Below are 18,719 nucleotides of genomic sequence, written 5' to 3' on the forward strand. Positions count from 1 at the left end.
ATGGACGCGTGTTGACGCCGCCAGATCCCCGCCATCCCGACACCGTGCTGCTCTTCGACCTCGACGGCACGATCACCGACAGCTTCGCGGGTATCGCCAACAGCTTCCGGCACGCCCTCGCCGCCGTAGACGCGCCCGAGCCCGATCCGCAGGTCGTCGCGGGCATCGTCGGGCCGCCGATGATCGACACCCTCAACCAACTGGGACTCGCTCCCGAGGTCGCCGAAGAGGCCATGCGCGCCTACCGCGAGCGCTACACCGAGATCGGCTGGCGGGAGAACGCGGTCTACGACGGGATGCCCGACGTCCTGGCCGATCTCTCCGCGTCGGGGCGCACGATGGCGGTCGCGACGTCGAAGAACCAGACCACCGCGCGCAGGATCCTCGAACACTTCGGTCTCGCCGACCACTTCGAGTACATCGCCGGTGCCAGCGATGACGGCACGCGTCGCCACAAGGCCGACGTCGTCGCACATGCGGTCGCCGAACTGGGACTTCCCGTCGACGCCGACACCGGCCACGTCACCGCGCCGGTCGTGATGATCGGCGATCGGAGCCACGATGTGCACGGCGCCGCGGCCTTCGGGATCTCTGCGGTCCTGGTCAGATGGGGTTATTCTCTGCACGGGGAGGAACAGGACGCGGCCTGGGCGGTTGAGTCCACAGCCGAATTGCGCGGCGTCCTGGGTATGTGACCGACGCCCTGGACCACCGAGCGTTCGGCACGTCGAGCTGAGGTAGACACCAGTGGCAGAAGAACTACACATCTGTTTCGTGTGCACGGGCAACATCTGCCGGTCGCCGATGGCGCAGAACATCTTCCGGACCGCCCTGGACGACGCGGGACTGGGCGGCAAGGTGCGCGTCACCAGTTGCGGGATCGCGGGCTTCCACGTCGGCGAACCGGCCGACAACCGTGCCCGCACCGAATTGCTGGCCCACGGTTACTCCGACGCCCACGTGGCGGCGCTGCTCGGTCCCGAACACTTCGACGCGGATCTCTTCCTGGCGATGGACGACGGTCACGTGCGGGAACTCGAGCGCAAGCGGCTCGGCGACCGGACACGACTGCTGCGGTCGTTCGATCCGTCGGCACCCGCCGACGACCTCGCCCTACTCGACCCCTACTACGGCGGCAACGACGACTTCGTCGCCACCCGCGAACAGATCGAGAGCGCCGTCCCCGGCCTGATCGACTGGGTGCGTATTGAGCTGGGCGTGGCCTGACGACCACGCCCTGCGGACCGGCCTCAGCCGACCGGTGCCACCAGGTTGTGCACGAAGCGGATCTTCTCGAGCACCGGCGCCGGGAGCACGAACGGGTAGAGGTCCGGGTGGCCCATCGACCGGTTGATCTGGTTGAGCGCCCACGTCAGTGGGAGCCACTCGTCGATGATGCGGTCGAATCCCACGTCGCCGGGCGGCACGCTGTCCAGCGTCGTACCCGACGGCGCCATCGCGAACGCGGCGGCGGTGTCGAGGGTGTCCCGGATGTGCAGGTAGTGCGCGAAGGTCTCGGCGAAGTCCTCGGCGGGGTGCATCGTGGCATAGGAGGAGACGTAGTTCTTCCGCCACCCCTCGGGCGCACCCTCCTTGTAGTGCCGGTCGAGCGCGGCCTGATAGTCGTCGTCGGGGTTGCCGAACAGCTCCTCGAACTGCGGACGACGGTTGTCGGTGATCAGGACCAGCTGGTAGTAGTGACCGATCTCGTGCCGGAAGTGTCCGAGGACCGTCCGATACGGCTCGTCGAGTTCGACGCGCATCTGCTCGCGGTGCACATCGTCGCCCTCGGCGAGGTCGAGGGTGATGACGCCGCTGGCGTGTCCGGTGATGACGTTTCGTTGCGCGCTGGAGAGCAGGTCGAAGGCAAGACCCGTGGTGGGATTCTCGTCACGATTCTCGATCGGCAGCCCGAGCTCGGTGAGTTCGAGGACGAGACGCCGCTTCGCGGTCTCGGCCTGGCCGAACACCACCAGCGCCTCGGGATCGTCGTCGCCGGGACGTGTGCGCGTCAGCTCGCACGATTGGCAGAGCTCCGGGTTGCCGGTCCACTTCACCAGCCAGTTGCATTGCGCGACCTTGGTGTTCACGCATCGCTCGAGGAGGACGCCGTCGACCTCGGCGCGTCCCTTGTCGTCGAGGACTTGAATGGAGCGGGACTCGAGCCAGAACCCGAGTGGGCTCTGGCAGTTCAGGCACAGGCTGTTCTCGAAGGAAAGCCGCTGGCCGCAGTTCAGACAGATGAAGTCACGCATTAGATCACGCTACAGGTGCTGAGTAACCTGGGCATCGTGCATGTGCTGCGAACGATCCTGCGTCCCGGGTGGATTGCCCTCGGCGTCGTCGTCGTGGCGTTCGCCGTGGCCTGCTTCACCATGCTCGCGCCGTGGCAGCTGGGGAAGAACTCCGACACCGAACGCCGCAACGATCTGATCCGTACCGCGACCTCTCTCGAGACCGTGCCGCTGGCCGAGGTGGCGCCCTCGTCGACCCTCGACCCGTCGGCCGAGTGGCGCGGCGTCGAGGTGACCGGACGCTACCTGGAGGACCAGCAGGCCCTGGTGCGGCTGCGCAACATCCAGGAACGGCCGGCCGTGGTGGTCCTGACGCCGTTCGCGGTGGACGGTTCGGATCGCGTGCTCCTGATCAACCGCGGTTTCGTCCGCCCGGTGGAGGGCGGTGTGCCCGACATCCCGGCGCCGCCTGCCGGTGAACAGACCATCGAAGGAAGAATCCGCGCGGCGGAGAGCGTCAGCGCCGACCGTGGCTCCCGCGCCGACAACGGTGTGCTGACGGTCCCGTCGATCAATCCGGGTCTCGTCGGGACCGCGACCGGCACTCCGATGGACGACTTCTACCTGCAGCTGTCCCCGGACCAGCCGGGCTCCCTGGGTGAGATCCCGCTGCCCCAGCTCGACACCGGCCCCTACCTCTCGTACGGGTTGCAGTGGCTCGCGTTCGGGATCATGGCGCCGCTCGGCGTGCTGTACTTCCTGATCGCCGAGATCCGGTCACGCCGACGCGCCGCCGCCGCGAAGGCAGCTCCCGCGGCGGAGGCCACCGCCGAGACCGGTGACGTCGCCGACGCGGAGACCGCTTCTCGTCCCGCGGGCACCGCACCCGATGGACAGCCGAGTACGGCTGCCTCCCGCGCCGAACGTCGTCGGCAGATGCGCGAGGAACTGCGCGCCGCGAGCGGCACCACGGTGGTCCACAACGTCGGACGCATCGGTCACGGCCCCGTTGCCGAAGACACGGTCGGCGACGTCCGCGATGCGACGCCCGACCCCCGCAGTCAGGACGGCGACGTGCGGGACAAGCTCAGCCGGCGCTACGGCGGCTGACCGCGACCCGGAGCAGACAACCCGCCACGCACGCGGCCACCGTCGCCCGTTGGACCCGCCGCGACACCGTGACCGCGGCCCGTAGATCGGCCGGCTTCGGTGCCGGCCCGGAACCCAGCGTCGGCCGTTGTTCGACGCCGTGCGGGTACACCGTCCGACCCCCGAGCTGCACCCCCAGGGCTCCCGCGAACGCAGCTTCGACGACCCCGGCGTTCGGACTGGGATGCGCATGGCTGTCACGACGCCACGCTTCGGCGGCACGCCTGGGTGCCCCGGAGACCAGGACGATCAATACGCCTGCGAGTCGTGCCGGGAGGATGTTGGCGACGTCGTCGAGTCGCGCGGCCGCCCAGCCGAAGTCGCGATAGCGCTCGTTGCGGTACCCGACCATCGCGTCGAGGGTGTTGACCGCGCGGTACCCGAGGATTCCGGGAACGCCCGCGACCGCACCCCAGAACAACGGCCCGACGGTCGCGTCGGAGGTGTTCTCCGCGATCGATTCGAGCGCCGCCCGACAGATCCCGGCCTCGTCGAGTGACATCGGATCACGGCCGCACAGACTCGGGATCAGGGCCCGCGCCGCGTCGATGTCGTCGGACTCGAGGGCGTCGGCGACCGCATCGCCCACCCGGCACAACGAGGTCCCGCCCAGCGCGATCCAGGTCGACGCAGCCGTCAGCGCCACCGATGCCGGCGCACGACGCCCGGCCGATGCCGCGACTGCCGCGCCCACGACGCCGCCCGCGGCCACCGCGACCAGACCGGCACCGGCAGCCCGCGAATCGCGGTACATGCGGTGTTCGAGCACAGATGTGAGCCGTCCGAAACCCGCGACCGGGTGCCCCGTCGACGGGTCCCCCAGGGCCTCGTCGAGGAGGAAGCCGACGATGAGTCCGGCTGTGTTCGACAGGGCTCGTCGTGCGGGTCGGTTTCGCTGCTCACGGGTCAGGGGCACCGCGCGATGGTATCGACTGCGCTCGTGCCAGACTCGACCCGTGGCCAGGTCATCCGCGGAACCGACCCCGGGTCGGCACGTCATCGACACCGGTGTCGCCGAACTCGCGCGCGACACCATCGCCGGCGGTTGGCTGCTGACCGTCAACGGGGCGCACAGTTCGCACATCGATCCCGACGACCCGACCGTGCTCGACTTCGAGTACCTGCGCCAGATGGCGGCCGTCATCGCCGAACGCCATCCCGCCTCGGACCGGTTGCGCGTCCTCCACCTCGGTGGAGCGGCCTGCGCGCTCGCCCGTTACCTCGACCATCAGTACCCCGATGCCCGACAGGTGGCGGTCGAGGTCGACGGCGAGCTGGCCCGCCTGGTGCGTGAGTGGTTCGATCTCCCCCGCGCCCCCAAGCTGCGGATCCGGGTCGGCGACGCACGGGAGGTCGTCACCTCACTGCAGCCGGGCACGCGCGAGGTGATCGTGCGCGACGCCTTCGCCGGCGACCGTACGCCCGCGCATCTGACGACCCGTGAGTTCACCTCCGCCGTCCACGACGTGCTCGTGCCGGGCGGGCTGTACCTCGCGAACTGCGGCGACAGCCGGGATCTGGCGGGCGCGCGCGCCGAGGCCGCCACCGTCGTATCGGTCTTCGACCATCTGCTGCTCATCGCCGACGCCGCGATGTTCAATGGTCGGCGCACCGGCAACATCGTGATCGTCGGCAGCGACGCCCCGCTCGACGCGTCGGCGACGCTGGTGCGCACTCTGCTCAGCGATCCGCTACCTGCGCAGATCCTCTCCGGCGCCAAGGCCCGCGACTTCGCGCGCGGCCCGGGCCTGGCCGACTCCGACCTCGCGGCGGACCGGCCGTGATCGTCGCCGGTCCCGCGTCCGGTCGATGTACGAACACGCCCGGCAGTCGTTAGGGTGGTTTCGACCGCCGGCCGAGATCTGACGATCGCAGAACCGAGGATGACGTGACCGATCCATCGTCGAGAGCGGGCACCACGCTGGGCCCGTACCGCATCGACAGACTCCTCGGTCGCGGCGGCATGGGTGAGGTCTACGAGGCCTACGACACCGGCAAGGAACGACGCGTCGCCCTGAAGGTTCTCCCGCCACATCTGGTCCACGACAACGATTTCCGCGAACGGTTCGAGCGCGAGTCGAAGACCGCGGCGAAACTGTCCGATCCGCACGTCATCCCGATCCACGACTGGGGCGAGAAGGACGGCGTCCTGTTCATCGACATGCGCCTCGTCGACGGTCAGGATCTCCGCAAGGTGCTCGACTCCGGTCCCCTCGCGCCGGACCGGGCGATTCGCATCCTGGGCCAGGTCGCGGCAGCGCTCGACGCCGCGCACCGCGACGGCCTCGTCCACCGCGACATCAAACCCGACAACATCCTCGTCGACGCCGACGACTTCGCCTACCTCGTGGACTTCGGTATCGCGCAGGGCGCCACCGACAGTCGCCTGACACAGGTGGGGACCGCACTCGGCACGCTGGCCTACATGGCGCCGGAGCGGTTCGGCGACGAACCCGCGGGCCCGGGTTCGGACAACTACGCCCTCGCCTGCGTGCTCTACGAGTGCGTCACCGGCCAGACCCCGTTCCCGGCGAAAACCGACCAGGGACTCATGACCGCGCACATCACCAAGCCACCCCCTCAGACAGGCGGCCCACTCGACCCGGTGATCGCACGCGGTCTCGCCAAAGACCCCGCGCAGCGTTTTCCGAGCGCGCGCGAACTCATCCAGGCGGCCTCCGACGCGCTGTCGGGCAGTCCGTCGGCGTCGGCAACCCGACCGCAGACACCTCCGGCCGAGCAGGCCCCACCGACGGTCGTGCCCCAGCCCATTCCACCCGCGGGCCCGACCCCGCGGCCCCACACCCCGCGTCCGCCGCAGTCACAACCGCCGGCTGCCCACCCGACGCCGGGCGGCTCCATGGCATCCGACCCGACGATGGTCCGCGGTCTGAATTCGGGCCCCAACGTCCACGGGCCGCAGCACTCTCCCGGTTCGGCCGGTGGATATGGTCCTCCCCCTGGACCTTTCGGGCCGCAAGGATTCTCAGGTCCCCAATTCCATTCGGAGCCTTCCCCTTCGGGGCCACAGTCGTTCTCGGGGCCGCAGTCGCACTCCGGTCCCCAGTCGTTCTCGGGACCCCAGTCGTTCTCGGGACCCCAGTCGCTGTCCGGACCCAACCAGTGGGGCGGCACCCCGACCCCACCTCCCCGCAAGTCGAAGACCGGCCGCAACATCGCCATTGCCATCGGGGTCGGCGTGGTGGTGATCGCCCTCGCGGTCACCGGCATCGTCGTCGCGCTGTCGGGCGGTGGCGACGATCCGCCGGAACCGGGCACCTCGTCGCAGGCGATGCCCGCGGGCACCGTCGCGTGCGACTACCCGACGCGCACGGTCGTCGGCGGCATCACCCAACCTGCACCGGCGTCGACCCAGCCGAACACCGGCACCGTGGACGCACAGATCCCGATCGCCGCGCAGGGCACCATCACCATGACCCTCAACCGGGCCGAGGCACCGTGCAACGTCGGCGCGATGGTCGCGCTGATCAAGTCCGGGTTCTACGACGGCAGCAAGTGCCATCGCGCATCGGCGAAGTACCTGATCTGCGGGTCTTCGGGCGGCAAGGAGGGCACCAACCCCGGTTGGACCAGCCCCGACGAACTCCCCGAGGGCCTACCGTCGGCCGGCACGGACACCAACGGCATCCCGCAGGTCACCTACCCGCGCGGCACCGTCGGCATCCTCGATCTCCCCGACGACGAGGGCGCCACCGGATCGACGACGTTCTTCATGCTCGCCGACGACACCGACCTCCCGCTCACCTACTCGATCGTCGGCACCATGGACGCGTCCGGGCTGGCGGTCCTGGACAAGATCGTCGCGGGCGGCTTCACACCGACCAAACCCGGCGCCCAGTCAGGACCGCCGAACCAGAACCTGCTGATCCAGAAGGCGACGGTCGGCGAGTAGCCGAATCGCAGAGTGCGTCCTGAGTACCGTTTCCCGACACTCAGCCCGCACTCTCCCCTTGCTGAGGGTCAGATCACGTAGTTCATCCGGTTCAGGATCGCGTTCCCCAGCGCGGCGTCGCCATCGATCTCCACCGCGTCCGGGCTGGCGTCCCGACGCCCACCGGCGCAGCGGGCGAGGTTCGCGGCGTCGATGCGCAGACGGACATCGGCCGACGCGTCGCCGCCGTCGAACTCCTCCACCAGAGACGCGCGGTCACCGACGTCGATCCGAACCGTTCGCGCGGTCAGCCCGGTGATGTCGAAGAGCACCTTGCTGCCCTTGGGCGCGTCGGCGCGCTTGCCGACGACGAACGGCAGTGACGCGCCGATCTCGTCCAGCGCCAACGACGCGGGGACGGGGTCGGTGACGGCGGAACCGTCGGTGCCGTCACGCAGGTCGATCTCGTGCGTCCAGCAGTCGAAGATGCGGATGCGCATGAAGCGTCCGTAGGTGTCGGCGCCGGCCGGCGTCATCGACGGGGCGTCGAACTGCTCCTGTGTCATCGCCCGCAGTGCCGCGGTGCGAACCGTGATGATCTCGTCGAGCGCGGCGAGCACCTCGGCGCGCGGCTTCGGCCGGTAGTGGTCGACCCACTTCTCGTTGAGCTCGCCGATCGGGTTGCGCACGTGGTCGAGTGCACTCACCGTGCGGGTGGCTTCCACGTCGCGGCCGTCGAGCATGCTCTCGGTGCCGATGATGTGCGCGACGATGTCGGCGTTGGTCCATCCGGGCAGCACCGATGCCGCCGACCACTGCTCGTCGGTGAGTGCGGCGGCGACGTCGGCGATCGCGGCCCACTGGGCGATCAGGCCTTCGGTGACCTCGGCGAGCGGCAGAATGGTCGTCGGCATGGATGCTCCTTGCGGTCGTGCGCCCGGCGGGACCCGGACCGCACCAACCTTATCGGGGTCGGTGAGCGGGGCAGCCGCATTGACGCACCGCGACAAGCCGCCCCCGTTCTGCCAAACGAGGACCGAATCTGTCCGCATCGTGCGGCAGGATGTCTTCATGTTGGAAACCTCGGCCCGGTTGCTCGCCCTGCTGTCGCTGCTGCAGACGCGGCGGGAATGGTCGGGCAAGGAGCTCGCGGAACGCCTCGACATCACGACCCGCACGGTGCGACGCGACATCGACAAGCTCCGCGAGCTCGGTTACCCCGTCGACGCGAATGTCGGTGCGCGCGGCGGGTATCGGCTCGGGGCCGGCGCGGAGATGCCGCCCCTGCTCCTCGACGATCAAGAGGTTCTCGCCGTCGCGCTGGGACTCGACGCGGTGACGACGGGCGCGGTCGCCGACATGGCCGAGGCCTCGGCCGGGGCGCTCGCGAAACTGCGCCAGGTCATGCCGTCACGGCTCCAGCACCGCCTCGATGCACTGCGGATCGAGGCCATCCCGCGGGAAGCGCCGTCGAGCGTGGTCCCCGCCGAGCGCCTCACCGACATCGCCACGGCCTGCCACCGCCACGAACGCCTGCGCTTCGACTACCGGCGCAACGACGGTGAGGAGAGTCGACGCGAGGTCGAGCCGTTCCGGTTGGTGCGCAGCGGAAACCGTTGGTATCTCGTGGGCTTCGACCTCGCGCGCGACGACTGGCGTTCGTTCCGCGTCGACCGCATGGACCCGAAGATCCCCACCGGCCCCCGATTCACCCCGCGCGAACCCCCCGAGGGCGGCGCCGCGGCCTTCGTCGCCCGTGGTCTCGGTGCCGTGCAGCAACAGGCGACCGCGCGGATCCGCGTCCACCTTCCGCTCGACGAGGTCGCGCCGATGATCCACCACTACTGGGGTGCCCTGGAATCCGGCGACGAGAACAGCTGCGAGGTGACCGTCTACAGCACCTCACTGACGGCGATCGCACGGTGGATGTACGCCTTCGACGCCGACTTCACCGTCCTCGAACCCGACGAGCTGCGCGTCGAACTGGGTGCCGTCGCGGAGTATCACGACCAGGTCGCCGAACGTTATCGACGCGCGATGTCCGCCCGGCCCTGACCGTGTTGACCTGCTGTTCCGACCGGATCGCGGATTCTTCTCTACGGTCGAAGGCATGAGGCTACTCATCACGGGGGCGACCGGGTACGTGGGTTCCCGGCTCGTATGCGCATTGCTGCGGCAGGGTCACGAGGTCGTGGTCACGTCCAGAGACACCCGCAAACTGGACCGGTTCGGCTGGTCGTCGGACGTCATCAAGGTGGCCATGGACGCCGACGACCCGATCTCGGTCAAGAAGGCCATGTCCGCCGCCGGGCAGGTCGACGCGATCTACTACCTGGTCCACGCGATCGGGCAGGCGGACTTCGCCAACGGCGATCGCGATGCGGCACGCAACGTCGCCGAGGCCGCGCGCGATGCCGGCGTCGGCCGGATCATCTACCTCGGCGGCTTCGTGCCCGGCGACGACAAGCTCTCGTCGCATCTGCAGAGCCGCGCCGACGTCGCCGAGGGGCTCGTCGTCGAGGACGGTCCGGAACTCGTCTGGCTCCGCGCGGCGGTGATCATCGGTGCCGGCTCGACGTCGTTCGAGATCATCCGCTACATGGCCGACCGTCTGCCGGTCATCCCCGAACCCGGCTGGATCACCAACGAGATGGACCCGATCTCCATCCGCGACGCCATCCACTACCTCGTTGCCGCATGCGAATCATCGCTTCCGCCAGGCGAATACGACGTCTCCGGGCCCGACCACGCGCGCTACATCTCGATTCTCCACGAGTACATCTCCGCGGTCCGCTTCCCGCGGTTGCGTCTTCCGGTCTTCGGGGTGAGCACCCGTCTCGCCGGCCGCCTCGGCGGCATGTTCGTGCCGGTCCCGGCGTCGCTCACCGAGGAACTCGTGACGTCGCTGAACCATTCGATGACGGCGTCGGAGCACAGCATCCGCGAGCTGGTGCCGCCACCCGAGGGCGGTCTGACGCCGATGCGCGACGCCGTGCGCGCGTCCGTCGAGTCCCCGTATCCACGTTCCGTCTGCGATCTGCACGACCTGCACCACCTCGCCGACACCGACCCCGCGTGGGCCGGCGGCGATTGGCTGCGCGTCAAACGCCGCGTGGGTGGGACGATCGGTGGCACGCTGAGGGTGTCGGCGAGGATCGCCGGAGCTCTTCTGCCGGCCCGTACCTGACGACGTGTGTCCGTTGACGACCGACCAAGGTGGTGACGACTGCTGGTGACTGCACTGGCTCGCGACCTCTACAACTCGATAGCTCTGGATCGTGATCCCGATCCGGGTTTCCACTACGTCCGACGCCGCTGGCTGGTCGGTGTCTTCCTCGTCATCGGGGCGGTCATGCTCGGCATCTCGTTGCGCGTGGAGCCGGGCGACACCGCGTTCTATCCGCTGACGGTCGGCTTGGCCGTCGTGTGGATCCTCGGCGCATTCGTCTCCGGCCCGCTGCGGCTCGGCGCCTACAGCCCGACGGCGTCCCGTCCGCCGGATCGTCTCGGGGCGGTGGGGTTGGGCGTCGTCGTCGGCCTCGCGGTCGGTGCGGCCTTCGTCGTCGGCGGCCTGCTCGTCCGGATGATCCCCGGGGTCAGCGACCTGGCGAACAAGGTGCTCGCCTTCGCCGACTACGGCAGCCTCGCCATCGTCACCTTGATCACCGTGGTCAACGGCCTCGCGGAAGAGCTGTTCTTCCGCGGCTCGGTCTACTCGGCGGCGCGCCCCCACAACCCGGTCCTGGTGTCGACGGTCATCTACGTGCTCGTCACCATGGCCAGCGGCAACGTGATGCTCGGCTTCGCCGGCGCCGTCCTGGGTACCGTCTGCGCGATCCTGCGGCGCAGCACCGCCGGGGTCCTCGCGCCCGCGATCACCCACGTCATCTGGGGCGCGATCATGGTACTTGCCCTTCCGCCGATCTTCGCCTGAGCCGCCGACCGGCGAACCTCATCTCGACCTGCAGACGTCGATCGAAGTCTGCAGGTCGAAGTGAGGTTCGCCGGTCGCGGCCCCGCGGTTTGGGCGATCGGTCCCGACCGGCTAGATTCATTCTCGCGAGTGACACTCTCGGCACTCCGCGCGCGTATAGCTCAGCGGTAGAGCTCTGGTCTTACACACCAGCGGTCAGGGGTTCGAATCCCTTTGCGCGCACCACGATTCATAGCTCCAACCCGCGCCCAGCGCGGCTTGGAGCTATGGATCAGCCAACAGCGCCCAGGGCTTTGTCCCACACGTTGTTCTCCCGCACCTCGCCCGGCCCGACCATGTCGGCGTAGACGATGACACCCTCGCGGTTGACGAGGAACGTGCCGCGGTTCGCGTAGCCACGGTCGGAGTTGAACACGCCGTAGGCCTTCGCCACGTCACCGTGCGGCCAGAAATCCGACAGCAGCGGGAACAGGAAGCCCTGCGCCGCCGACCAGACCTTGTGCGTCGGGGACGGACCCACCGAGATCGTCACGGTGGTCACGTCGTCGTTCTCGAAGCGCGGCTGCTGGTCGCGGATGTAACCCAGTTCGCCCTGGCAGGTGCCGGTGAACGCGAGCGGGAAGAAGACCACGAGCACGTTGCGCTCGGCGCGCAACGTGCTCAGGGACACGAGCTGGTTGTTCTGATCCCGGAGTTCGAAATCAGGTGCCTGGTCACCGACGCTCAGCGGCTCGGTGGGCAGAGCATCGCTCATGCTTTCTTGCCCGAGCGGGCCTTGGGCTGAACGAGTCGGGCTGCCGACCAATCCCCCAGGCTGATCGCCGATGTCTGGGTCAGGCCCGCGGTGGGGGCCGCCTCGGCGATCTCGCTCGGATCCACGTATCCCGGTTTACCGGTCTTGGGCGAGAACACCCACACGTATCCGTCTTCGGCAAGCGGTCCGATGGCGTCCATCAGCGCGTCGACGAGGTCTCCGTCGCCTTCGCGCCACCAGAGGACGACGACGTCGACGACGTCGTCGGCGTCCTCATCGACCATCTCGGCATCGATCGCGTCCTCGATGTCGGCTCGGAGCTCGTCGTCCGTGTCCTCGTCCCAGCCGACTTCCTGCACGACCAAGCCGGCCTTCAAGCCCAGTTTTTGGGCGTTGCTGCCCGTACCGTCTGTGGCGGCTACCACCGCGCGTGACCTCCTGAGGGTGATGGGACGTTCTTTCCGTCGCCGGTATGGACATCTGTGTACGCCAACTCGCTTGTCAGCATAGGCAACAGCCTAGAGCCTCACATTGCAAGCCGACCGACGTCACTCGATTTCGGGCGTTTCTTTTTCGCCGGCCACACCACCCGTGCCCGCTCAGCGACCGGGGCTCGTCGGCGCCGGAGTGGTGGTGACCGATGAACGGGGCGTCGCCGACGAGGCCGCCGGCACCGGCGTGTACTGGCCGCACACCTCGAGGAGGCGCGCCTTGTCGCGTGTCCATTGTCCCGACACCGGGTTGAGTTCGGTGCGCTGCTCCTTGCGGATCGCGTTCTCGAGACGCGCCGTCGTGTCGAGGAACGTTCGCGCCGGGGTCGCGATCTCCGGCGGCGACGTGTCGGTGATCTTCGGCCGGATCTGATCGGCACCGGCGATCAGGCTCGCCCGCGCCTTGTCGGCGAGGTCCCCGACCTCCGGATACGAGTGCGTCGTGTTGAGCCGCTTGATGAAGGTGTTGTAGCCGCGCACCATCACGACCATCGACGACATCGACTCCCGGCAGAGCTCGACGCCCTCGGTCCGCACCTGCGCGGCCGCCGACGCCGACACCTCCGACCGGTAGATCGCCACCTCACCGGGTGCCGCAACACCCGTACCTCCGACCGTGGACGTACACGCCGACAACATGATTCCCCCTAATGCCATGCCGACCGTCATGCTCGCCCGGACACCCCGATGTCCGCTGCGGCCGGGCCTGGCCTCCCCTGTGCCCAGCATCGCTTTCCCCCTACTCATCAGTAACGCTGCAAGGACGCTACAGCACCCCCGCGATCGCGACAGCCTACACAGATCCACCCAGTGCCAAGCCAACTCACATGGGGCACGATGAGGGGTGACACCGCACAACAAAGAGCTGCGGTGTCATACGCCATGCAGCCGGACCACCACCCCGAGTCCGGCCTGTCAGAGGGAGTAGGCATCACCGTGACCGACCAGATGGACCAGGCGACGCAGGACACGATTCCGAGCGAGCACGCCGGCCCGGGCTCCAACGGACGTGCTGCCGGACGAAGCGGACAACGAGTCCGCGTCATCCGCGAGGGAGTCGCGTCCTATCTGCCCGACATCGACCCCGACGAGACCACCGAGTGGCTCGATTCGTTCGACGCACTGCTCGACGCCGCCGGCCCCGGGCGGGCGCGCTACCTGATGCTGCGGCTCCTCGAACGTGCCGGCGAGAAGCGGGTGTCGATCCCCGCACTCACCTCCACCGACTACGTGAACACCATCCCCACCGAGGCGGAACCCTGGTTCCCCGGTGACGAGGAGGTCGAACGCCGTTTCCGTCAGATGATCCGCTGGAACGCCGCGATCATGGTGCATCGCGCCCAGCGCCCGGGAGTCGGTGTGGGCGGCCACATCTCGACATACGCGTCGTCGGCGTCGCTCTACGAGGTCGGCTTCAACCACTTCTTCCGCGGCAAGAACCACTCCGGCGGCGGCGACCACATCTTCATCCAGGGCCACGCCTCGCCCGGCATCTACGCCCGCGCCTACCTCGAGGGCCGCATCGGCGAGGCCCGCATGGACGGCTTCCGGCAGGAACACAGCCACGCCGGTGAGGGCGGCGGCCTGCCGTCGTATCCGCACCCGCGGCTGATGCCCGACTTCTGGGAGTTCCCGACCGTCTCCATGGGCCTCGGCCCGATGAACGCGATCTACCAGGCGCGCTTCAACCACTACCTGCACGACCGCGGCATCAAGGACACCTCCGACCAGCACGTCTGGGCGTTCCTCGGCGACGGTGAGATGGACGAGCCGGAGTCGCGCGGGTTCGCGAGTTTCGCGGCCACCGAGGGTCTCGACAACCTCACCTTCGTCGTCAACTGCAACCTGCAGCGGCTCGACGGCCCGGTGCGCGGCAACGGCAAGATCATCCAGGAGCTGGAGTCGTTCTTCCGCGGCGCCGGCTGGAACGTCATCAAGGTCATCTGGGGCCGCGAGTGGGATGCGCTGCTGCACGCCGACCGCGACGGTGCCCTGGTCAACCTGATGAACACCACGCCCGACGGCGATTTCCAGACCTACAAGGCCAACGACGGCGCCTTCGTCCGCGAGCACTTCTTCAATCGCGACCCCCGGACCAAGGAGCTCGTCAAGGATCTCTCCGACGCGGAGATCTGGAACCTCAAGCGCGGCGGCCACGATTACCGCAAGATCCACGCCGCCTACGCCGCCGCCATGACCCACAAGGGCCAGCCGACGGTGATCCTGGCGCACACGATCAAGGGCTACACGCTCGGCAAGCACTTCGAGGGACGCAACGCGACCCACCAGATGAAGAAGCTGACGCTCGACGACCTCAAGGCCTTCCGCGACAGCACGCGCATCCCGATCAGCGACGAGCAGCTCGAAAAGGATCCGTACCTGCCGCCGTACTACCACCCCGGCAAGGATTCGCCGGAACTCCAGTACATGCTGGATCGCCGCAAGACCCTCGGCGGCTTCCTGCCGAGCCGCCGCACCAAGGCCAAGGTCCTCGAGGCCGACACGTCGTCGGCGCTCAAGACCACCGAGAAGGGCTCGGGCAAGCAGCAGGTCGCGACCACCATGGCACTGGTCCGCGTTTTCAAGGATCTGTTGCGCGACAAGGAGATCGGCAAGCGCATCGTGCCGATCATCCCCGACGAGGCCCGCACCTTCGGTATGGACTCGTGGTTCCCGACCCTGAAGATCTACAACCGCAACGGACAGCTCTACACCTCGGTCGACGCCGAGCTGATGCTCGCCTACAAGGAGAGCTCCGAGGGCCAGATCCTGCACGAGGGCATCAACGAGGCCGGTTCGGCGGCCAGCTTCGCCGCCGTCGGCACGTCGTATGCGACGCACGACGAGCCGATGATCCCGCTGTACATCTTCTATTCGATGTTCGGCTTCCAGCGCACCGGCGACAGCTTCTGGGCGGCCGCCGACCAGATGGCGCGCGGCTTCGTCATCGGCGCGACCGCCGGCCGTACGACGCTCACCGGTGAAGGTCTGCAGCATGCCGACGGCCACTCGCCGCTGCTCGCCGCGACCAACCCGGCCGTCGTCGCCTACGACCCGGCGTTCGCCTACGAACTCGGCCACATCGTCGACGACGGTCTCAAGCGCATGTACGGCGAGGACCCGGAGAACGTCTTCTACTACATCACCGTCTACAACGAGCCGATCAGCCAGCCGGCGAAGCCCGAGCACGTCGACCACGAGGGCATCGTCAAGGGCGGCTACCTGTTCCAGAAGGCCCCGGAGAACAAGGAGTACCCGGCCAACATCCTGGTTTCCGGGATCACCATGCCCGACGCGCTGCGTGCCTCCGAGCTGCTCGCCGAGGAGTGGAACGTCGGCGCCGACGTGTACTCGGTGACGTCGTGGAGCGAACTGGCCCGAGACGGTATCCGCGCCGACCGGCAGGCGCTGCGCGATCCGGGCAGCGAGCCCGCACCCGCCTACCTGACCGAGCTGATGGCCGACGCGGCCGGCCCGTTCGTCGGCGTCAGCGACTACATGCGCGGCGTCCAGGAGCAGATCCGCGCCTACCTGCCCGGCACGTACCTGACGCTGGGCACCGACGGATTCGGTTTCTCCGACACCCGGCCGGCGGCACGACGCTTCTTCAACGTCGACGCCGAGTCGATCGTGGTCGCGGTACTGGTCGCCCTCGCCCGCGACGGTCACATCGCCATGTCGGTGGCCAAGCAGGCCGCGGACAAGTACCAGATCGACGACGTCGCGGCCGCTCCGGAGCAGACCAGCGATCCCGGCGTGGCCTAGTTCGGCACCGGACCGCCGCACCCGGACAGACCAGCGATCCCGGCGCGGCGGTTTCCGGGGACTAGATTGAGAACGTGTCCGACGCGCGAGTGAATCAGCCCACAACACCGCCGGCTGACGTGTTCGGTGAGCGGGGTGCCCATGTACCGGCCCCTGCCACCGTGCACGACGCGCTGCCGGACACGCTTCTTCGGCGGGTCAAGCAGTACAGCGGACGCCTCGCCACCGAGGCGGTCCACTCCATGCAGGACCAACTGCCGTACTTCGGCGACCTCGACGCCGCGCAGCGCGCGAGTGTCCAGCTCGTCGTGCAGACGGCGGTCGTGAACTTCGTCGAGTGGATCCAGGACCCCGAGGGCAACGTCAAGTTCACGGTCCAGGCGTTCCAGGTGGTGCCGCAGGACCTTGCCAGACGTATCACGCTGCTACAGACCGTCGAGATGGTCCGCGTGGCCATGGAGTTCTTCGAGAAGTGGCTGCCGCTGCTTGCTCGCAACGACGCCCAGCTCCGCGCACTCACCGAGTCGGTCCTGAGATACGGGCGCGAGATCGGCTTCGCCGCCGCCGCGATCTACGCATCAGCCGCGGAATCGCGCGGCGCGTGGGACTCCCGGCTCGAGGCCCTGGTCGTCGACGCCGTGGTCCGCGGCGACACCGGCCCCCAGCTCCTCTCCCGCGCGGCAGCCCTGAACTGGGACTCCGACGCCCCGGCGACGGTCATCGTCGGGACCCCGCCACCCGAACAGAACGTGTCGGTGCCGCTGGCCATCCACAACACTGCAAGACACTTCGACCGGTCGGCACTGTCGGTGGTCCAGGGTTCGGTGCTCGTCGCCATCGTCAGCGGTCCCGCACGCCCCACGGAGAAGTTCGTCTCGGCTCTTCTCTCCCACTTCGCCGACGGCCCGGTGGTCATCGGACCGACCATGCCGAACCTGGGGAGCGCCCATGCCAGCGCCGCCGAGGCGATGGCGGCGATCGAAGCGGTGGTGGGCTGGCCGAGTGCACCCCGCCCGGTCCACAGTCTCGAACTGCTCCCCGAGCGAGCTCTCAACGGTGACGAATCGGCGGTCGCCGCCCTGGTCGAATCGGTGGTCAGTCCGCTCTCCACGGGAGGCACCACACTGACCACGACGCTCGAGGCCTACCTCGACTCTGGCGGATCGGTCGAATCCTGCGCGCGCGTTCTGTACATACATCCAAATACGGTCCGGTACAGACTGAAAAAAATTGCGGAAATCACACGCCGCGATCCGACAAACCCACGAGATGCGTATGTACTACGGATCGCGACGACTGTCGGTCGTCTGACACACTTAAGGCACAAATCGGACCCTCCTGCACCATGAGTCACACTGGCAACATGTCCGATTCACAATTTATGCTGATAGGAGCCTTAAGAGCACGTTTCGGTAACGAATCTCAGCCTGATGACGAAGCAGGTGACACTGAGGTCAAGTTTGTGGGAACCCCACAAAACCCGGCATCAAGGTTCATGCTTCTCCACACCCACATGGGGCGGGCAAAGGGTGTTCTCTGGTCACGTGCTTTCGTTGCTTGCTCCCGGCCAGGGTTCCCAGACACCCGGCATGCTCACGCCGTGGCTCGACCTGCCCGGCACCCGTGATCAGATCGCCACGTGGTCCAAGCTCACTCAACTGGACTTGGAAAGACTCGGTACCACCGCCACCGCGGAGGAGATCACCGACACCGCGGTGACCCAGCCGCTGGTCGTCGTCGCCGCCCTCCTCGCCTTCGACGAGGTCCGCAAGAACGGTGAACTGCCCGCGGACGCGGCCGTCGCCGGCCACTCGGTCGGTGAGCTCGCCGCCGCTGCCATCACCGGCGTCATCTCCGCCGACGAGGCCGTCACCCTCGCCGCGATCCGCGGCGCCGAGATGGCCAAGGCCTGTGCCCTGGTGCCCACCACCATGGCCGCCGTTCTCGGTGGCGACGAGGCCGCGGTACTCGCCCGCCTCGAGGAGCTCGAGCTCGTCCCGGCCAACCGCAACGCGGTCGGTCAGATCGTCGCGGCCGGCGCCGTCGAGAAGATCGACGAGCTCATCGCCTCGCCGCCGGAGAAAGCCCGCATCCGCAAGCTCGCGGTCGCCGGCGCGTTCCACACCCACTTCATGGCCCCGGCGCAGGACGCGGTCGCCGCCGCGGCGGCGAAGATCACCCCGGCCGACCCGAATCGCACGCTGCTGTCCAACTCGGACGGTCAGCCTGTAACGAATGGCGTCGACGCACTGACAAAACTGGTAGGCCAGGTCACCAGGCCGGTCCGCTGGGATCTCTGCTCGGCGTACCTGCGGGACAACTCGGCCACCGCCGTCGTGGAACTGCCACCGGCGGGCACGCTCGTGGGGATCGCCAAGCGTGAGCTGAAAGGCACCCCATCGCTGGCTCTCAAGGAGCCCCGCGACATCGCGAAGATCGCAGAACTTGGATAGCGGTCGCGGTTAGTCCGCGACCCCCGGAAGATCGGCGCCCGGCGCCG

General features: G+C 68.2%; 17 protein-coding genes and 1 tRNA gene. 12 read left to right on the forward strand and 6 right to left on the reverse strand.

Annotation, left to right across the window (positions count from 1 at the left end; all coding sequences use genetic code 11):
- The first annotated feature begins 8 nt into the window (after positions 1-8).
- On the forward strand, positions 9-695 hold the full coding sequence (locus PWF70_RS15615; protein ID WP_196222009.1) for an HAD-IA family hydrolase: 687 nt from the start codon (positions 9-11) through the stop codon (positions 693-695).
- Positions 696-747: 52 nt separating this feature from the next.
- A complete protein-coding gene (locus tag PWF70_RS15620) occupies positions 748-1,227 on the forward strand; it encodes a low molecular weight protein-tyrosine-phosphatase (RefSeq protein WP_035752730.1) in 480 nt (159 codons plus the stop codon).
- A 23-nt stretch (positions 1,228-1,250) separates the two neighbouring features.
- Here PWF70_RS15620 and PWF70_RS15625 read toward each other — a convergent pair whose 3' ends face one another.
- The gene (locus PWF70_RS15625) at positions 1,251-2,255 is read right to left on the reverse strand and encodes a zinc-binding metallopeptidase family protein (RefSeq protein WP_006356796.1); all 1,005 of its coding nucleotides are present in this window, start codon (positions 2,253-2,255) and stop codon (positions 1,251-1,253) included.
- A gap of 36 nt (positions 2,256-2,291) precedes the next feature.
- Here PWF70_RS15625 and PWF70_RS15630 point away from each other — a divergent pair, with 36 nt between their 5' ends.
- Positions 2,292-3,344 carry an SURF1 family cytochrome oxidase biogenesis protein gene (locus PWF70_RS15630; RefSeq protein ID WP_230461809.1) on the forward strand — a complete coding sequence of 351 codons (1,053 nt, stop codon included), beginning with the start codon at positions 2,292-2,294 and terminating at the stop codon, positions 3,342-3,344.
- On the opposite strand, the gene PWF70_RS15635 is transcribed toward PWF70_RS15630, so the two are convergent.
- Positions 3,322-4,299 carry a cobalamin biosynthesis protein gene (locus tag PWF70_RS15635; protein WP_035752734.1) on the reverse strand — a complete coding sequence of 326 codons (978 nt, stop codon included), beginning with the start codon at positions 4,297-4,299 and terminating at the stop codon, positions 3,322-3,324. The two genes, PWF70_RS15630 and PWF70_RS15635, sit on opposite strands and share 23 nt — an antisense overlap.
- Positions 4,300-4,339: 40 nt before the next feature.
- On the opposite strand from PWF70_RS15635, the gene PWF70_RS15640 reads away from it, so the two are divergent.
- Entirely contained in the window at positions 4,340-5,167 is an 828-nt protein-coding gene (locus PWF70_RS15640) for a spermidine synthase (protein WP_035752736.1), read from the forward strand.
- 104 nt (positions 5,168-5,271) lie between these two features.
- Complete coding sequence (locus tag PWF70_RS15645; RefSeq protein ID WP_035752737.1) at positions 5,272-7,296, forward strand: protein kinase domain-containing protein; 2,025 nt, start codon at positions 5,272-5,274, stop codon at positions 7,294-7,296.
- Between the two features lie 68 nt (positions 7,297-7,364).
- Here PWF70_RS15645 and PWF70_RS15650 read toward each other — a convergent pair whose 3' ends face one another.
- Positions 7,365-8,189, reverse strand: a complete 825-nt coding sequence (locus tag PWF70_RS15650) for a maleylpyruvate isomerase family mycothiol-dependent enzyme (protein WP_006356791.1) — start codon at positions 8,187-8,189, stop codon at positions 7,365-7,367.
- A 157-nt stretch (positions 8,190-8,346) separates the two neighbouring features.
- Here PWF70_RS15650 and PWF70_RS15655 point away from each other — a divergent pair, with 157 nt between their 5' ends.
- The 4 genes from PWF70_RS15655 (at position 8,347) to PWF70_RS15670 (ending at position 11,434) form a co-directional block, all read left to right on the forward strand.
- Positions 8,347-9,330 (forward strand): helix-turn-helix transcriptional regulator, encoded by a 984-nt coding sequence (locus PWF70_RS15655; protein ID WP_006356790.1) that lies wholly within the window; start codon positions 8,347-8,349, stop codon positions 9,328-9,330.
- A 55-nt stretch (positions 9,331-9,385) separates the two neighbouring features.
- Positions 9,386-10,462 (forward strand): NAD(P)H-binding protein, encoded by a 1,077-nt coding sequence (locus tag PWF70_RS15660; RefSeq protein WP_035752739.1) that lies wholly within the window; start codon positions 9,386-9,388, stop codon positions 10,460-10,462.
- A gap of 39 nt (positions 10,463-10,501) precedes the next feature.
- A complete protein-coding gene (locus tag PWF70_RS15665; RefSeq protein ID WP_035752741.1) occupies positions 10,502-11,209 on the forward strand; it encodes a CPBP family intramembrane glutamic endopeptidase in 708 nt (235 codons plus the stop codon).
- Positions 11,210-11,359: 150 nt separating this feature from the next.
- A tRNA-Val gene (locus PWF70_RS15670) sits at positions 11,360-11,434 on the forward strand.
- A 46-nt stretch (positions 11,435-11,480) separates the two neighbouring features.
- Here the strand turns inward: PWF70_RS15670 and PWF70_RS15675 are convergent.
- The 3 genes from PWF70_RS15675 to PWF70_RS15685 all read right to left on the reverse strand — a co-directional run bounded on the left by PWF70_RS15675 (position 11,481) and on the right by PWF70_RS15685 (position 13,183).
- The gene (locus tag PWF70_RS15675) at positions 11,481-11,963 is read right to left on the reverse strand and encodes a peroxiredoxin (protein WP_035752743.1); all 483 of its coding nucleotides are present in this window, start codon (positions 11,961-11,963) and stop codon (positions 11,481-11,483) included.
- Positions 11,960-12,388 carry a DUF3052 domain-containing protein gene (locus PWF70_RS15680; protein WP_005200172.1) on the reverse strand — a complete coding sequence of 143 codons (429 nt, stop codon included), beginning with the start codon at positions 12,386-12,388 and terminating at the stop codon, positions 11,960-11,962. Before PWF70_RS15680 ends, PWF70_RS15675 begins: the two co-directional genes overlap by 4 nt.
- Before the next feature lie 174 nt (positions 12,389-12,562).
- Positions 12,563-13,183, reverse strand: a complete 621-nt coding sequence (locus PWF70_RS15685; RefSeq protein ID WP_035752744.1) for an Rv2240c family protein — start codon at positions 13,181-13,183, stop codon at positions 12,563-12,565.
- Positions 13,184-13,324: 141 nt separating this feature from the next.
- Here PWF70_RS15685 and aceE point away from each other — a divergent pair, with 141 nt between their 5' ends.
- From aceE to PWF70_RS15700, 3 genes are all read left to right on the forward strand, one after another.
- On the forward strand, positions 13,325-16,219 hold the full coding sequence (aceE, locus tag PWF70_RS15690; RefSeq protein WP_139319590.1) for a pyruvate dehydrogenase (acetyl-transferring), homodimeric type: 2,895 nt from the start codon (positions 13,325-13,327) through the stop codon (positions 16,217-16,219).
- A 74-nt stretch (positions 16,220-16,293) separates the two neighbouring features.
- Complete coding sequence (locus PWF70_RS15695) at positions 16,294-17,568, forward strand: PucR family transcriptional regulator (protein ID WP_006356784.1); 1,275 nt, start codon at positions 16,294-16,296, stop codon at positions 17,566-17,568.
- Positions 17,569-17,763: 195 nt separating this feature from the next.
- On the forward strand, positions 17,764-18,672 hold the full coding sequence (locus PWF70_RS15700) for an ACP S-malonyltransferase (protein WP_006356783.1): 909 nt from the start codon (positions 17,764-17,766) through the stop codon (positions 18,670-18,672).
- Positions 18,673-18,719 lie beyond the last annotated feature (47 nt).

The organism is Gordonia sp. Swx-4, assembly GCF_030316175.1.
GTDB classification, from domain to species: Bacteria; Actinomycetota; Actinomycetes; order Mycobacteriales; family Mycobacteriaceae; genus Gordonia; species Gordonia alkanivorans.

Excerpts from the sequence above, each read along its gene's own strand:
- PWF70_RS15650 (WP_006356791.1), bottom strand. The coding sequence starts at position 8,189 with ATGCCGACGACCATTCTGCCGCTCGCCGAGGTCACCGAAGGCCTGATC.
- PWF70_RS15625 (WP_006356796.1), bottom strand. The coding sequence starts at position 2,255 with ATGCGTGACTTCATCTGTCTGAACTGCGGCCAGCGGCTTTCCTTCGAG.
- PWF70_RS15675 (WP_035752743.1), bottom strand. The coding sequence starts at position 11,963 with ATGAGCGATGCTCTGCCCACCGAGCCGCTGAGCGTCGGTGACCAGGCA.
- PWF70_RS15655 (WP_006356790.1), top strand. The coding sequence starts at position 8,347 with ATGTTGGAAACCTCGGCCCGGTTGCTCGCCCTGCTGTCGCTGCTGCAG.
- PWF70_RS15660 (WP_035752739.1), top strand. The coding sequence starts at position 9,386 with ATGAGGCTACTCATCACGGGGGCGACCGGGTACGTGGGTTCCCGGCTC.
- PWF70_RS15685 (WP_035752744.1), bottom strand. The coding sequence starts at position 13,183 with ATGCTGGGCACAGGGGAGGCCAGGCCCGGCCGCAGCGGACATCGGGGT.